The 14,627-nt window shown below is 65.7% G+C and carries 13 protein-coding genes; 8 read left to right on the top strand and 5 right to left on the bottom strand.

Features of this window, described 5'->3' with window-relative positions; translation table 11 throughout:
* Positions 1–19: 19 nt before the first annotated feature.
* From DBIPINDM_RS23145 to DBIPINDM_RS23130, 4 genes are all read right to left on the bottom strand, one after another.
* Entirely contained in the window at positions 20–775 is a 756-nt protein-coding gene (locus DBIPINDM_RS23145) for an ATP-binding cassette domain-containing protein (protein WP_027043364.1), read from the bottom strand.
* The gene (locus DBIPINDM_RS23140; RefSeq protein ID WP_258581395.1) at positions 768–1,829 is read right to left on the bottom strand and encodes an ABC transporter permease subunit; all 1,062 of its coding nucleotides are present in this window, start codon (positions 1,827–1,829) and stop codon (positions 768–770) included. Before DBIPINDM_RS23140 ends, DBIPINDM_RS23145 begins: the two co-directional genes overlap by 8 nt.
* A gap of 98 nt (positions 1,830–1,927) precedes the next feature.
* Positions 1,928–2,905 carry an ABC transporter substrate-binding protein gene (locus DBIPINDM_RS23135; protein WP_258581394.1) on the bottom strand — a complete coding sequence of 326 codons (978 nt, stop codon included), beginning with the start codon at positions 2,903–2,905 and terminating at the stop codon, positions 1,928–1,930.
* Between the two features lie 448 nt (positions 2,906–3,353).
* A complete protein-coding gene (locus DBIPINDM_RS23130; protein WP_258581393.1) occupies positions 3,354–4,253 on the bottom strand; it encodes a sugar-binding transcriptional regulator in 900 nt (299 codons plus the stop codon).
* A 288-nt stretch (positions 4,254–4,541) separates the two neighbouring features.
* On the opposite strand from DBIPINDM_RS23130, the gene DBIPINDM_RS23125 reads away from it, so the two are divergent.
* Both DBIPINDM_RS23125 and DBIPINDM_RS23120 read left to right on the top strand, forming a co-directional pair.
* Positions 4,542–5,450 (top strand): tagatose-bisphosphate aldolase, encoded by a 909-nt coding sequence (locus tag DBIPINDM_RS23125; RefSeq protein ID WP_258581392.1) that lies wholly within the window; start codon positions 4,542–4,544, stop codon positions 5,448–5,450.
* A 30-nt stretch (positions 5,451–5,480) separates the two neighbouring features.
* Positions 5,481–6,923 (top strand): ROK family protein, encoded by a 1,443-nt coding sequence (locus tag DBIPINDM_RS23120; RefSeq protein ID WP_258581391.1) that lies wholly within the window; start codon positions 5,481–5,483, stop codon positions 6,921–6,923.
* A 16-nt stretch (positions 6,924–6,939) separates the two neighbouring features.
* Here the strand turns inward: DBIPINDM_RS23120 and DBIPINDM_RS23115 are convergent, their stop codons facing one another.
* Positions 6,940–7,614, bottom strand: a complete 675-nt coding sequence (locus DBIPINDM_RS23115; protein ID WP_258581390.1) for a GntR family transcriptional regulator — start codon at positions 7,612–7,614, stop codon at positions 6,940–6,942.
* Between the two features lie 134 nt (positions 7,615–7,748).
* Here DBIPINDM_RS23115 and DBIPINDM_RS23110 point away from each other — a divergent pair, with 134 nt between their 5' ends.
* From DBIPINDM_RS23110 to DBIPINDM_RS23080, 6 genes are read left to right on the top strand one after another with little or no spacing between them, the layout of a single operon-like run.
* A complete protein-coding gene (locus tag DBIPINDM_RS23110) occupies positions 7,749–8,336 on the top strand; it encodes an amino acid synthesis family protein (protein WP_258581389.1) in 588 nt (195 codons plus the stop codon).
* Complete coding sequence (locus tag DBIPINDM_RS43345; RefSeq protein ID WP_318036895.1) at positions 8,329–10,128, top strand: alpha/beta fold hydrolase; 1,800 nt, start codon at positions 8,329–8,331, stop codon at positions 10,126–10,128. Before DBIPINDM_RS23110 ends, DBIPINDM_RS43345 begins: the two co-directional genes overlap by 8 nt.
* A complete protein-coding gene (locus tag DBIPINDM_RS23095) occupies positions 10,125–11,162 on the top strand; it encodes an LLM class flavin-dependent oxidoreductase (protein WP_258581388.1) in 1,038 nt (345 codons plus the stop codon). Before DBIPINDM_RS43345 ends, DBIPINDM_RS23095 begins: the two co-directional genes overlap by 4 nt.
* 10 nt (positions 11,163–11,172) lie before the next feature.
* Complete coding sequence (locus DBIPINDM_RS23090) at positions 11,173–12,642, top strand: aldehyde dehydrogenase (protein WP_258581387.1); 1,470 nt, start codon at positions 11,173–11,175, stop codon at positions 12,640–12,642.
* 59 nt (positions 12,643–12,701) lie between these two features.
* On the top strand, positions 12,702–13,706 hold the full coding sequence (locus DBIPINDM_RS23085) for an ABC transporter substrate-binding protein (protein ID WP_258581386.1): 1,005 nt from the start codon (positions 12,702–12,704) through the stop codon (positions 13,704–13,706).
* Positions 13,707–13,765: 59 nt separating this feature from the next.
* Complete coding sequence (locus tag DBIPINDM_RS23080) at positions 13,766–14,626, top strand: ABC transporter permease (protein ID WP_258581385.1); 861 nt, start codon at positions 13,766–13,768, stop codon at positions 14,624–14,626.
* Position 14,627 lies beyond the last annotated feature (1 nt).

Raw genomic sequence — 14,627 nt, 5'->3', positions numbered from 1 at the left:
GGCTGAATATCAACTCACCTTATCCGCCGACCATCAGCTTGACGACTTCGTCATGGTTGGTCTCGGAGATCTTGCGCTCGCCGGCCTGGACGCCGCGCCGCAGCACGACGATGCGGTCCGAGACTGCAAAGATGTCCTGCAGATTGTGCGAGATGAAGATCACCCCTCGGCCTTGCGCCTTGAGCTGATGGATCAGTGAAATCACCTTGCGCTGTTCGGGCACGCCAAGGGCGGCGGTCGGCTCGTCCATGATCAGTATCTGCGCATCCCAGTAGACGGCGCGGCCGATGGCGACCGCCTGTCGCTGGCCACCGGAGAAATTACTGACCGGAGCCTCGAGCCGGCTGACATGGAAGTCCAGCCGCCCCATCGTCGCCTTGGCCGCCTCGGCCATGGCCTTGCGGTCGAGCACCGGCAGGAAGCCGAATGCCTTGCGCATCGGTTCGCGGCCAAGGAAGATGTTGGCGCCGATCGACAGATTGTCGGCGAGCGCGAGATCCTGGTAGATCGTCTCGATGCCCTTCTCGCGCGCCTCCTGCGGCGTCGCGAACGTCACCGGCTGACCCCGAAGCAGGATTTCGCCGCCCGTCGGCTGGAACACGCCCGATATCGCCTTGATCAGCGTCGTCTTGCCGGCCCCATTGTCGCCGGCCAGCGCCACCACTTCGCCCGGCCGCACGGCCATGGAGAAGTCGTTGAGCGCGCGCACAGCGCCAAAATGCTTGGACAGGTTGCGGACTTCCAGCAGGGGCGTGGTCTGGTTGCTGCTATTCATCCTGACGGGCTCCACTGAACCGGCGCTGCGCCTGGTCGATAAGGACGGAAATGATGATGACGACGCCGACGGCGATGAACTGCCAGAACGGTTCGACATTGACGAAGACCAGCCCGTACTGGATGACCGCGATCACCAGCGCGCCGGCGACTGTGCCGAAGATGGTGCCGGAGCCGCCGAACAGGCTGGCGCCGCCGATCACCACCGCCGCGACGCTGTCGAGCAGCAGGGGCTCGCCGGCCTGTGCAGCACCCGCGGTGAAGCGCGCGGCATAGAGCGCGCCGCCAAGGCCGGCGCACATCGCCGACAGCACGTAGAGCCGCAGGATGTGGCCCCTGATGTCGATGCCGGCCCGGCGCGCCGCCTGCACATTGGCGCCGATGGCATAATTGTGCTGGCCGAACCGGGTCTGGCTGAGCAGATAGTGCATCACGATGACGAAGATCGCGGTGATGATCACCAGATAGGGCACGCCATAGAACTTGCCGTTGCCGAGCAGCGCGAACCAGGAATTCTGCACCGGAACCGTCGTGCCGCCGGCAAGCAGGAAGGCGGCGCCGCGCGCGACGCCGAACATGCCGAGCGTGCCGATGAAGGGCGGCACCTTGAGGCGCGAGATCAGCAGGCCATTGATGACGCCGGGTACGCCGGCAACGATCACCGAGGCGAGGATGCCCGCCAGCATGGCCAGCGGCAGGGGAATGGCGGCGCCCGCCAGGTTGGTGGCATGCGCGGCGATGACGGCGGCAAGGCCCATGATGAAGCCAAGCGACAGGTCGATGCCGCCGGAGATGATGACGAAGGTCTGGCCGGTCGCCAGCAGCAGCGGCGCCACGGCGAAGATGGCGATGGACTGCAGGTTGAACGGGTTGAGCACGAAGGTGGCGCCGAAGGCGAGCCGTGACCAGACCTCGAAACAGATGATCAGGCCGGCAAGGAACAGCCAGGCACGCCCTTCGGCGATGCGTGCGATCAGGCTCCTGGCCGGATCGCCGTGATCGGCCTGAGGGGCGACATGCTTCTCGGCTGGCTGGGCTGGTGATGTCGAGGTCATGGATACTCCACGGCTGCCTTCAAACAGGTCCCGCCTCCGGCGAGAACCCGGCACAGGCGCCTCCCGGCGGACCGGGGAGGCGCCAAGCTGGTCTGGACTTACTCGGAGTAGAGATACTTCGAGATGTTCGGGTCCGCGATGTTGGACTTGTCCATGATCGTGAAGCCGGTGCCGATCGTGACCGGGATCGAATGGCCGGTCAGGTGGGCATAGGCCGAGACGACGCCGTAATAACCGATCTCGGCGGGATGCTGGGCGATCGCCACGTCGACCAGGCCGGTGTTGATGTTGTCGACGATGCTGGTCGGGGCATCGAAGGCGACGACCTTGACGGTGCCGGTCTGGCCAGCCTGCTTGACGCCATTGGCCGCACCCAGCGCCGAGAACAGATTGGCGCCGAACACGCCGACCAGGTCGGGATTGCGCGCAAACACCGCCTGCAGCTGCGAGGCCGCCTTGTTGGCGTCGTCGTCATTGAACTGGGTCTCCAGCACGGTGATGCCCGTATGCTTGGCCATCTCCTTCTTGAAGCCCTCTTCACGCTGGTCGGTGGTCGAGATGCCGGGCTTGACGTTCGACACATAGACCTTGCCCTTGTCGCCAATGGCGGTGGCCAGCGCGCGCGCGGCGATCTCGCCGCCGAGCACATTGTCCGAGGCAATGTAGGCCAGCGGGAAATCGGCATCGCCGGCGCCGGTCTGGTAGACGCCGCTGCCGATGAACGTGTCGACGGTGATGACCGGGATGCCGGCATCATTGGCCTTGCGCAGCGGTTCGACCAGCTGAACCTTGTCGGTCGGCGCGATCAGGATCGCGTCCGGCTTCTTGGCAATGACGGCGTCGAGCACCGGCACCTGGGTGACTGGGTTGAAGTCCGGCGCGCCCTGGAAAACCAGGTTCACGCCAAGCGCGTCGGCTGCCGCCTGGGCGCCCTTGCGCATGGTGATGTAGAAGCCGTCGGTGGTCAGGCCCGGAATGAGCGCAATGGTGTATTTCTTGTCCTGCGCCTGTGCGGGCGCGATCAGCACCGTCGCACTGACGGCGAGCGCCGCGAGCGCGGCAACAATCTTCTTCATGACATCCTCCTCATTATTGGCAGATCTGCCGTTGCAAGTGACATTGGAATGGCCGTCATCTCTTCAGATGCCGACGGCCGGGAACGCCTGTTTGCCTTTCGCGGGCAGCTCCTCCCAAGCGCCCTCCAGTCGATATGTCAGCCGGTCAGCCGACCGGCGCATCTGGCCACAGCCCCGTTCCTCCGCCTCCGCGAGGTCCGGCAAACTGTGCCCCGCGCCACGCCTTGCCGGCGGGCTTTCGAACTTGTAACACTTTGCAGAAATAAATTGCAACTCGGTTTTTCCGAGCTGACAGCGCCGGGTCTTTCACACCGTACAACATCCGACTGCTCCGCGGAGCCCCGGCCAACTATCGCCCGGGGCATTCGGCGGCACAACTGGTTTTCGTGGCCGCGCCTTGGACCTCCCCAGAGCCGCCAATCGCGGCAGCGTCCTGCCCGTTCTATCGCTACGCGAGCGCCGCGAGGATGGCCTGCGCCGTCTTCGTATCCGTCACCAGCGTGTTGATCAGCCCGGCGCGAACGGCGGCGATGATTGCCGTCGCCTTCTCCGGCGACGCGGCAAGGCCGATGACCAGCGGCACGGCGCGCAGCTGTGCCGGCGACATGGCAATCATCCGGCTCTCGCCTTCCCAGGCGATCAGCGTGCCCTCGGCATCGAAGTAATGGCGAAGCACGTCGCCGGCCGCATGAACCAGTGCCTGCTCGCTCGGCGTGGCGGCACTTGCCTCGGGGGCATTGATGGCATGCGGCAGGCCGATACCGACGATCGCGATATCGGTCCGCTCCCACAAGGCGACAGCATCGCGGATGGCGGTGTCGCGCAGGAAGACCTCGCGCAATTCGGTGGAGGGCAGATAGGGCGCATGAATGAAATGCGGTGTGCCGCCGAACTCCTCAGCGGCAAGCCGCACGAATTCGTTGACCTGAAAATGCGCCGCCTGCTGCTGCATGCCGCCGGTGGCAGCCACGGTCAGCACACCGGGCATGCGTGGCAGGCCGGCGCGGATCACTTCGCGCACGGCGCGGCCCCAGCCGATGGCAACCACAGAGCCGGCCACCAGTTGCGCCTGCCTGAGCAGCCCGCCAAGCGGTGCCGCGAGCGCCGCCAGCGTGCCTGCCGCCGGCGTCTCCACCACCGCGGCATCCCGCAGTTTCAAGCCATCGATCAGTTGCCTGGTGATATCCTCCGGCGTCGCCAGGTCGAGAACCTCGATCCGCACGATCCCTTCCGCCCGCGCCCGCTGCAGCAGGCGCGAAATCGTCGCGGTGGAGACACCGAGCCGCCGGGCGATGTCGACCTGCGACATCTCCTCCACATAATGCAACTTGGCAACCGTGTGCAGCATCGTCCGCGATGCGGTCGCATCCTGGATGGGGGAAACAGGCAGCTTGCAATTCCTTTCAGCAACGTGTTACACACGTATACGCCGACGGGAGTTATCGCGCAAATCCAGCCAACTCGCAACTTTGCGGCCGATCCCAGGCCGTAGGGCCGGCGAGGCACTGTTCACGAGGACGGATGACGCGGCACCGAGGCAAAAATCTCCCTGCCAACAAGGCGGGCAGAACTGAACATTGTTGTTTTCACGGGATCCGCGCCCTCGGCAAGAGAGCGCCAACATCGGATTGAGACCATGACCAAGATGACCACCGCGGAGTTGCGCGGCTATCAGCAGATATGCGGCAAGGATGGAGCCATGGTGGCCATCGCCTGCGACCAGCGCGGCGGCATGCGGACCTTGCTGGCGTCGGATCCGGCCGAGCAGGCCAAGATCACCAATGACATGCTCGGCGACACCAAGGCTGACATCACCCGCTACCTCGCCAGTGCCGCGTCCTGCGTGCTGCTCGACCCGCTCTGCGCGGTGCCGCGCATTGTCGACGAAGGCGTCTTGAACCGCGATACGGCACTGCTCATCGGTCTCGACGCTTCCGGTTTCGACGTCTCGCCCGAGGGCTACCGCCTGTCACGCCTGGTTCCCGACATCGACGCGCGCCGCGTCCGCGCCTTGGGCGGTACCGGCGGCAAGATCATGGTGTATCTCCGGGCCGACAAGCCGCAGGCCAACGACCACAACATCGCCATCCTGCGCCAGTGCATCGCCGATTTCGGGCAGGAGGACCTGCTGCTCGTCGTCGAGTTCCTGACCTATCAGCTCGAAGGGGAAAGCCCCGAGGACTATGCGGCCAAGACGCCATGGCTTGTCGAAGAAGGCACCAGGATTTCGCTGGAGTGCGGCGCCAAGGTGCTGAAGCTTCCCTACCCCGGTACGCCGCAAGCCTGCGCCAACATCACCAAAATGGCCGGCGACGTGCCGTGGGCGGTGCTTTCGGCCGGCGTCAACCACGCGACCTTCCTTGGCCAGGTCGAGATCGCCATGCAGAATGGCGCCTCGGGCGTCATCGCCGGCCGCTCGCTGTGGAAGGACTGCATCTCGCTCGACCGTGACATCCAGCGCGAAAGGCTTAAGACCATCGCAGTGCCGCGATTGCGTGAGATTCAGGCCGTGATCGGGCACTACCGGCAGAAGGCCGCTGCCTGATAGTCGAATTTGGATCACGCGCAGGACGCCATGCCTCTCAGCATAGGAATCGACATTGGCGGCACCAATCTGCGGGCCGCCCGCATTTCCGGCACCGGTGAAATCCTCAAGCGCGTTTCCGAAAAAAGCGCGCCCGACCCGGAGCTCGTGCTCGGCCGCATCGCCGACATGGTGCGCCTTCTCGACACGCCTGACGTGAAGGCCATCGGCGTCGGCGTCCCCGGCCGCGTCGATGCGCGGCGTGGCGCGGTGCTGTCGGGCGGCTATGTCAACCTCGCCTCGGTTGCCCTTGCACAGCGCCTGGAAGACATGACAGGCAAGCCCGTTGTCATCGACAATGACTGCAACATGGCACTGGCCGCCGAGATGGCGCTCGGCGCCGGGCGTAGCCATGGCAACATCGTCATGTTCACCATCGGCACCGGCATTGGCGGCGCCGTCGCTCAAGATCGGCGGATCACGCGTGGCTCGGCAACGGCGGGCCAGCTCGGCCACATCACCGTCGACGTCAATGGCGAGGTCTGCGCCTGCGGCCGCCGCGGCTGCGTCGAAACCACCAGTTCGGGCACGGCACTTGGCCGTCACATTGCACGCGCCGGTCTCGGCGCCGACATCTCTGTGGATCAGCTCTTTGCCCGCGATGCGGCCGGCGATGTCCATGCACGTGCCATACTGGACGCCTGGGCGAGACCGTTACGTGCCGCCATCGACACCGCCGTCGCCGTGCTTGCTCCCGATCTGGTGCTGCTTGGCGGCGGCCTTGGTCGGGCGGCACATGCAGCCCTCGCCCGCGCGCCGGCGTTGGCGCCCTGGTACCAATGCCACGTCGAACCCGCCCAGCTCGGCGACGACGCCGGCGTGATCGGCGCTGGCCTCCAGGCACTGGCGGAGCTGCAGGCGGTTCCGGTTTCGCCCTTGGCCCTGTCGGATCGCGCGGGGCGCGCCGTGCTCGTCAACGGCATCCCCGCCAGCGGCAAGAGTACCGTCTCACGCGGCATCGCCGACCGCATGGGATGGCCGCTGCTCGCGCTCGACACGATCAAGAATCCGTTTCTCGAAGTGCTCGGCGGCGGCGACCGCCTGTTCAACCGCACGCTCGGCCGCGCCGCCTATCAGGCGATCTGGTCGGTGGTCGGCGAGGCCCCCGCCGGCACCACCGTGATCGTCGACGCCTGGTTTGGCTTCCAGCCGCGGGAGGTTCTGGAGGATCATCTGAGAAAAGCCGGTGTCGGACAGACTGTGGAAATCTGGTGTCACGCGCCCGGCGAAGTGCTTGCCGAGCGCTATGGCGCCCGGCTCGACCAGCGCCCCGCCGGCCATCCCGGTGCGGCCTATATCCCCGAATTGATCGAACTCGCCAAGCGCGCCGAGCCGCTGCGGCGCGGGCCGCTCTTCGACGTCGACACGACAAAGCCGATCGACTTCGATGCCATCACGGCCTGGCTTCGAGCGACGATGGCCGGCGGAAGTTAGGAAGACCGGCCATCGGTCACACCGGTGGCCGCAGCGCCGTGCGGGCGATCTGCCAGGCGGATTCGACATGGCGCCGCGCCGCGGCTTCCGCCTCTTCCGGCTTGCGTGCCCGGATCGCATCCATGATCTCGTTCATCTCGGCGATCGCCGCTTCGCGCCTATTGGTCGAGACGATGGTCATGGAACGAAGCTGATTGATGCGGACATTCAGCCCGCTGACAATTTCCCAGGCGACACGCTTGTCGGCGGCCTCGAACAGCGCCTCGTAGAATTTCGTCGTCGCCCGCATCACTGCCGGCGGCGTCCCCGACGCCCACGCCTCGAACAGGTCGGCCAGGGCGCGCTCCAGCGTCGCCAGCTGCTCGCCGGTGGCCGACAGGGCGCAGGCGCGTGCCGCAATGCCTTCAAGCAGGGCCCTCAACTCATAGATCTCGTCGGTGCGGCCGAGGTCAGGCCTCGCCACCGCCGGCCCATGCCCAGGGATCATCTGCACGAGCCCCTCGGCCTCCAGTTGCCGCAGAACCTCGCGCACGACGGAACGGCTGACGCCAAGCTGGTCGCAAAGCGGCCGCTCGACCAGCCTTTCGCCAGGCTGGAAGTGGAAATCCATGATCGCGTCGCGCATGCGCTCCAGCGCCAGCGTCCTCAAGGTCTTGGCGCTGCGGTCGATGCGAAGCGTGTCGTCTGGCATGTCTTGCCTCCTGCGCCGCCACGAAAACAGATTCCATGCCCGGTTGACAAGGTACTTGGCGCTCCATAGCATGGTATACCATAAGATGATACAGGGATCGGATGGTCCCGCGACGTCGCCGACCCGAGGATTTCATGCAGCCTGCCATTCGCAAGATCGTGACCTATACCGAGAACACGCTGATCGAAGGCGGCAAGGCCGCACCCCGACCGCTGCGCCTGATCGGCGTCGCCGCGGTGCTGACCAATCCCTGGGCAGGATGCGGCTTCACCGACGACCTTTCGCCCGAAATCCGCGCCTGCGCGCCGGTGCTGGGAGAGATCCTGACCCGCGAGATCATTGCCGTCGCCGGTTCCGGCGAGGCGATCGAGGGCTACGGCAAGGCCGCCATTTGCGGTACGTCGGGCGAGATCGAGCATGCCTCGGCGCTGATCCACACGCTGCATTTCGGCAACCATTATCGCCGCGCCGTCGGCGCCAAGACCTATCTTGCCTTCACCAATCTGCGCGGCGGGCCGAACACGCCGATCATGATCCCGCTGATGGACAAGTATGACGAAGGGCGGCGCTCGCATTACCTGACCGTGCATTTCCAGATCGGCGATGCGCCGGCGCCGGACGAGCTGGTGGTCGCCCTTGGCGCGTCGATCGGCGGTCGCCCGCATCACCGCATCGGCGACCGCTATCAGGACCTCAAGGAGCTTGGGGACGTGCATGGCTGACGCTTCCGCATGGGCTCGACAGGGCACCGCGCCCGACGCCACCGGCTTCATCCGCGCCGGCGCGGGCACGCCGGTGCTGTTCATCCACGGCGTCGGCATGAACGCCGCGATCTGGCAGCCGCAGATCGAGCGCATGGCTGACCGCTTTGACGTGATCGCCATCGACATGCTCGGCCATGGCCTTTCGCCGCTGCCGCCGCAGCACCCGGAACTGGCCGACTACGCCGACCAGGCCGTTCGCCTGCTCGATCATCTCGGCCTCGACAAGGTGTCCGTCGTCGGCCATTCGATGGGTGCGCTCGTTGCCCAGGAACTCGCGCTGCGCGCACCGGAGCGCGTCCACCGCATCGTTTCCCTGAATGCCGTGTTCCGGCGTCCACCTGAACTGGCCGAAGCCGTTCGCCAGCGCGCGGTGGCGCTCAACGGCCGCAGCGATACGGCCGGCACGGCACAGACCATTGCCCGCTGGTTCGGAGATCCGGTGCCGGCCGAGCTGGAGGCGGCAGCGCAGAAGACGGCATCCGCACTGAGCAGGGTCGACCCGGAAGGCTATGCCCGCACCTATCGCCTGTTCGCTCGTGCCGACGGCGATCATGCCGACCGCCTGCCGACGCTCGCCGTGCCGGCCCTGTTCATGACCGGCTCCGACGACAGGAACTCTTCGCCGGCAATGTCGGCCGCGATGGCACGCCTGGCGCCGTATGGCCGCTGCACGGTGCTGCCGGGCGAGAAACACATGATGGCGGTCGCGGCGCCCGATCTGACAACGCGCCATATCGTTGACTTCCTCGCAGAGGACGAAGCTATCGAGCGAAACAGCACTGCGGAGGCGAATACCGGGTTCGACAGCGGCGAATTCCGCCGTGCGCTTGGCTCCTTCCTCACCGGCGTCACCATCGTCACCACGATCGGACCCGAAGGCGAGCCGCGCGGCTTCACCGCCAACTCCTTCACCTCGGTGTCGCTCGATCCGCCGCTGGTGCTCGTCTGTATCGCCCACAAGGCATCAGGCCATCCCGTCTTCGCGACCTCGAAGAGCTTCGCCATCAACGTCCTCAATGAAGGTCAGAAGACAGCGTCCGGCATCTTCGCTTCGAAAGCGGCCGACAAGTTCGCCTCGGTGGCATGGCGACCGGGACGGACCGGCAGCCCCGTGCTGGACGGTTCCGTCGCGTCCTTCGACTGCGACATGGAGCGGCTGGTCGAGGCCGGCGATCATTCGATCCTCATCGGCCGCGTCCGCGATTTCGAGCACAACTCCGCGCAGCCGCTCGGCTATTGCCGCGGCGCCTATATCACACCCGGCCTCAGCCAGGACGCGCTGGCCGCCACCCAGCCCGGCACCGATGTCGGCGCCATCCTCGAAAATGGCGGCCGGATCCTGTTCCTGGAAACGGCGGACGGTTTCGAACTGCCGCGCGGCCGCGGATTGGGCTCGGCTGGCGATGGCAAAAGCCTCCGAGGGCTGCTTGCGGCGAAGGCCATCGAGGCTCAGCTCGGCTTCCTGTTCGCCGTCTGGGACGACGCCGGAACTGTTTCACGCACACATGTCTACTATCGCGGCACGTTCGACGTGCCCGCTTCCAGCGATCGCGGCATCCGGCTGATCGAGATCGACGCGATCGAAGGATTGAAGATCGCCGATCCGGCGATCCGCTCGATGCTCGCGCGCTATATCAGGGAATGCTCGGTGGATGCCTTCGGCGTCTACGTCGGCAACGATGTCGAAGGCGAGGTCCGGCCGCTCGCCAGGGCCGGTGCTTCCGCCGTCAATACAGGTGACCACGGATGAAATTCTCGCTCTTCGTGCATATGGAACGGTCGGATCTGGCCAAGCCGCATTCCGAGCTTGTGACCGAGCTCGAAGAGCTGGTCCTGATGGCCGAACAGGCAGGCTTCGAGACCGCCTGGATCGGCGAGCATCACGGCATGGAATTCACCATCTCGCCCAATCCCTTCATCAACATCGCCTATCTCGCCGCCAAAACCAGCCGTATCCGCCTCGGCACCGGAACCGTGATTGCGCCCTTCTGGCACCCGATCAAGCTTGCCGGCGAAGCGGCGATGGCCGACGTCATCAGTGGCGGCCGGCTCGACATCGGCATCGCGCGCGGCGCCTATAGCTACGAATATCAACGCGTTTTCCCCGGCCTCGACGCCTGGGGTGCCGGCCAACGCATGCGCGAGATCATACCGGCGATCCGCGGCCTCTGGGACGGCGACTTCGAACTCTCCGGCGAGTTCTGGCAATTCCCCGCCACCACCTCCTCGCCCAAGCCGTTGCAGAAACCCTACCCGCCGATCTGGGTGGCGGCGCGCGACCCGAACTCGCACGATTTCGCCGTCGCCAACGGCTGCAAGGTCCAGGTGACGCCGCTGGCGTCCGGCGACGACGAGGTGACGAGCCTGATGCAGCGCTTCAACGCCGCCTGCGCCGCGCACCCGGACATCGCGCGGCCGGAAATCATGCTTTTGATGCACACATTCGTCGCCGAGGACGCGGCCGACGCCGATCGCCTCACGCAGGACCTGTCAAATTTCTATTGTCAGTTCGGCGCCTGGTTCCAGAACAAGAAGCCCGTGCATCAGGGCATATTGGAGCCGCTGACGGCGGACGAGATCGCGGCCATGCCGCAATACGCGCCGGACAAGATCAGGCAGAATCTGGTGATCGGCGAGGCCGATGATGTCATCGCCCGGCTGAAAGCCTATGAAGCGCTCGGCTACGACCAGTATTCGGTCTGGATCGACAGCGGCCTTTCGCACGAGCGCAAGACGAAATCGCTGCAACTGTTCATCGACCGGGTGATGCCGGCCTTCCTCTGATCGCGAGCCCATGACCGACGCCCTCTTCAGGAACTTCATCGACGGCCGCTTCGACGAGCCGTCCGCCACTTTCGACAGCGTCGACCCATCGACGGGGGCGGCCTGGGGCAGGATGCCGGCGGCGAGTGAAGCCGATGTCGACCGTGCCGTCGAGGCGGCGCACCGCGCATTGCGCTCAGACCCATGGCGAAGGATGACCGCGACAGCGCGTGGAAAGCTGCTGGTCAAGCTCGGCGACCTCGTCACCGCCAATGCCGGGCGCCTGGCCGAACTCGAGACACGCGACACCGGCAAGATCATCCGCGAGACCCGCGCCCAGATCGCCTATGTCGGCGACTACTACCGCTACTATGGCGGGCTCGCCGACAAGCACGAAGGCGCACACGTGCCGATCGACAAGCCGGATCTCGATGTCACCATCCGCCGCGAACCGATCGGCGTCGTAGCCGCGGTGGTGCCGTGGAACTCGCAGCTCTTCCTGTCGGCCGTCAAGCTCGGCCCGGCGCTCGCCGCCGGCTGCACCATCGTGCTCAAGGCCTCCGAGGACGGCCCGGCGCCGTTGCTCGCTTTTGCCGAACTCGTCCGGGAGGCCGGTTTTCCCTCAGGCGTCGTCAACATCCTCACTGGCTTCGGCCATGATTGCGGCCAGCGCCTGACCAGCCACAGACTGATCTCGCGCGTCGCCTTCACCGGCGGTCCGTCGACGGCGCGCGCCATCGTCAGGAACACCGCGGAGAACCTTGCCTACACCACGCTCGAACTCGGCGGCAAAAGCCCGATCGTCGTCTTTGCCGACGCCGATCTCGACAGCGCCGCCAACGCGGTGGTCGCCGGCATTTTCGCCGCGACCGGCCAGAGCTGCGTCGCCGGCTCGCGGCTGCTGGTCGAGCGTTCGGTCAAGGACGAATTCCTCGCTCGCCTGAAACGCAAGGCCGAAGCGATCCGCATCGGCGATCCGCAGGATCCGGCGACCGAAATGGGTCCGCTCGCCACGCTGCGTCAGCGCGACTGGATCGAGAAGATCGTCGCGGAGAGCCTTGCCGCGGGCGGCATGCTGGTCACCGGCGGAACACGACCAGCCGGCAGCGGCTTCTATTACGCGCCGACCATCATCGACGCCGGCGGCAGCGACCTGCCTTGCGTGCGCGAGGAATTGTTCGGACCGGTGCTCAGCGTGCTCGCCTTCGACACCGAGGCGCAGGCGCTGGCACTCGCCAACGACACGCCCTTCGGCCTGGCTTCCGGCGTCTTCACCAGCAATCTCGGCAAGGCGCACCGCATGGCGCGCGACATCCATGCCGGCGTCGTCTGGGTCAACACCTATCGCGCCGTATCGCCGCTCGTTCCCTTCGGCGGCTACGGCCTGTCAGGCCTCGGCCGCGAAGGCGGGCTCGACGCCATCAGAGATTACACGCGCTCGAAATCCGTCTGGATCAAGACCTCGGACGAGCCGATCCCCGATCCCTTCGTCATGCGCTGAGAACCGCGGGACGCAGGTGCACTGAGAAAAACAAGAACAGACCAACAGAGGAGAATGACATGAAACTGATTTTGACCGGCCTGCTGGCCGGACTGCTCGCGGCGACCGCCGCCAAGGCCGACGAGATGGCGTTCACCAGCTGGGGCGGCACCACGCAGGAAGCGCAGACCAAATCCTGGGCAGCCCCCTTCGAAGCCAGCTCCGGCATCAAGGTGCTGCAGGATGGGCCGACCGACTACGGCAAGCTCAAGGCCATGGTCGACGCCGGCAACGTCACCTGGGATGTCGTCGACGTGGAGATGGATTTCGCCATCAAGGCTGCCAAGGACGGTCTGTTGGAACCGATCGACTATGCGGTCGTGCCCAAGGCCGATCTCGACCCGCGCTTCAGCAATGAGCATGCCGTCGGCAGCTTCTACTATTCCTTCGTGCTGGCCTGGAACAAGGGCGCCGTCCCGGGCGAACCGGCCGGCTGGGCCGACATGTTCGACACCAAGAAATTTCCCGGCAAGCGGACCTTCTACAAATGGTCGGCGCCGGGCGTCATCGAAATCGCGCTTTTGGCTGACGGCGTGCCGGCGGACAAGCTCTATCCGCTCGATCTCGACCGTGCCTTCAAGAAACTCGACACCATCAAGTCCGATATCGTCTGGTGGGGCGGCGGTGCCGAGTCGCAGCAGTTGATCGCCTCCGGCGAGGCCGCCTTCGGCCAGTTGTGGAACGGCCGTGTCTTCGCCCTCCAGCAGGATGGCACCGATGTCGGCGTCGCCTGGAACCAGAACCTCACCGCCGCCGACGTGCTCGTCGTGCCGAAGGGCGCGAAGAACAAGGGGAGCGCGATGAAGTTCCTCGCTGCCGCCACCAGCCCGACCGGCCAGGCGAAATTCGCCGAGGCAAGCGGCTATGCGCCCATCAACACCAAGGCTAAGGCCGAGATGCCCGCCGATGCCGTCAAGGCCCTGCCTGATGCCCATGTCGATGGCCAGATCAACCTCGACATGAACTACTGGGCCGAGCATCGCGACGAGATCGCCACGCGCTGGTATGCCTGGCAGACCAAGTAACACCGTTGCAGATCGACGGGGCGCGACTTGCGCGCCCCGTTTCGAGACAGGACCGCTCGATGCAGGGAAATTCTCTTAGACGCAGCTCGACTGCCGGCCTGCCGGCCGGCAGCGGCAGCGCCTTGCCGGCCCTGCTCCTGGTTGGCCTGTTCTTCATCGTGCCGGTGGTCGCCCTGCTGCTGCGTAGCGTCACCGATCCCGAACCCGGCTTGCAGAACTACGCGGCGCTGTTCGGCAGCGGCACCTATGTACGGGTGTTCCTCAACACCTTCCTGGTCGCATCGGTCGTCACCGCCGTCACCATCCTGGTGGCTTTCCCCGTTGCCTGGATGCTGGCGATCATGCCGCCAGCCCTGGGCTCGATCGTCTTCGGCATCATCATCCTGTCGATGTGGACGAACCTTCTCACCCGCACCTATGCGTGGATGGTGCTGCTGCAGCGCACCGGCGTCATCAACCGGGCGCTGATGGGCCTGGGCATCATCCATGAGCCGCTGCCGCTCATCAACAATCTGGCCGGCGTCACCATCGGCATGGTCTACATCATGCTGCCCTTCATGATCCTGCCGCTGGTCGGCACGCTGCGCGCCATCGACCCGATGACGCTGCGCGCCGCAGCCCTTTGCGGCGCAAGCCCGTTCGAGGCCTTCCGCCGCATCCTCTTGCCGCTGTCGCTTCCCGGCGTCGCCGCTGGCGGCCTGATGGTCTTCGTCATGTCGCTCGGCTACTTCGTCACCCCAGCCCTGCTCGGCGGTACATCCAACATGATGCTGGCCGAAATGATCGCACAGACGGTGCAGTCATTGCTCAACTGGGGGCTCGGAAGTGCGGCCGCCTTCGTCCTGCTCGTCGTCACCATGGCGCTCTACGCGATCCAGCTTCGCCTGGTCGGCGCCAGGCGCGCCGGCGGAGGGATCTGAG

It is taken from the genome of Mesorhizobium sp. AR02, assembly GCF_024746835.1.
GTDB lineage: Bacteria > Pseudomonadota > Alphaproteobacteria > Rhizobiales > Rhizobiaceae > Mesorhizobium.
The sequence above is the reverse complement of the archived record's forward strand: the minus strand, read 5'-3'. Positions and strand labels throughout refer to the sequence as shown.

Excerpts from the sequence above, each read along its gene's own strand:
- DBIPINDM_RS23145 (WP_027043364.1), bottom strand. The coding sequence starts at position 775 with ATGAATAGCAGCAACCAGACCACGCCCCTGCTGGAAGTCCGCAACCTG.
- DBIPINDM_RS23140 (WP_258581395.1), bottom strand. The coding sequence starts at position 1,829 with ATGACCTCGACATCACCAGCCCAGCCAGCCGAGAAGCATGTCGCCCCT.
- DBIPINDM_RS23135 (WP_258581394.1), bottom strand. The coding sequence starts at position 2,905 with ATGAAGAAGATTGTTGCCGCGCTCGCGGCGCTCGCCGTCAGTGCGACG.
- DBIPINDM_RS23130 (WP_258581393.1), bottom strand. The coding sequence starts at position 4,253 with ATGCTGCACACGGTTGCCAAGTTGCATTATGTGGAGGAGATGTCGCAG.
- DBIPINDM_RS23125 (WP_258581392.1), top strand. The coding sequence starts at position 4,542 with ATGACCAAGATGACCACCGCGGAGTTGCGCGGCTATCAGCAGATATGC.
- DBIPINDM_RS23120 (WP_258581391.1), top strand. The coding sequence starts at position 5,481 with ATGCCTCTCAGCATAGGAATCGACATTGGCGGCACCAATCTGCGGGCC.
- DBIPINDM_RS23115 (WP_258581390.1), bottom strand. The coding sequence starts at position 7,614 with ATGCCAGACGACACGCTTCGCATCGACCGCAGCGCCAAGACCTTGAGG.
- DBIPINDM_RS23110 (WP_258581389.1), top strand. The coding sequence starts at position 7,749 with ATGCAGCCTGCCATTCGCAAGATCGTGACCTATACCGAGAACACGCTG.
- DBIPINDM_RS43345 (WP_318036895.1), top strand. The coding sequence starts at position 8,329 with ATGGCTGACGCTTCCGCATGGGCTCGACAGGGCACCGCGCCCGACGCC.
- DBIPINDM_RS23095 (WP_258581388.1), top strand. The coding sequence starts at position 10,125 with ATGAAATTCTCGCTCTTCGTGCATATGGAACGGTCGGATCTGGCCAAG.
- DBIPINDM_RS23090 (WP_258581387.1), top strand. The coding sequence starts at position 11,173 with ATGACCGACGCCCTCTTCAGGAACTTCATCGACGGCCGCTTCGACGAG.
- DBIPINDM_RS23085 (WP_258581386.1), top strand. The coding sequence starts at position 12,702 with ATGAAACTGATTTTGACCGGCCTGCTGGCCGGACTGCTCGCGGCGACC.
- DBIPINDM_RS23080 (WP_258581385.1), top strand. The coding sequence starts at position 13,766 with ATGCAGGGAAATTCTCTTAGACGCAGCTCGACTGCCGGCCTGCCGGCC.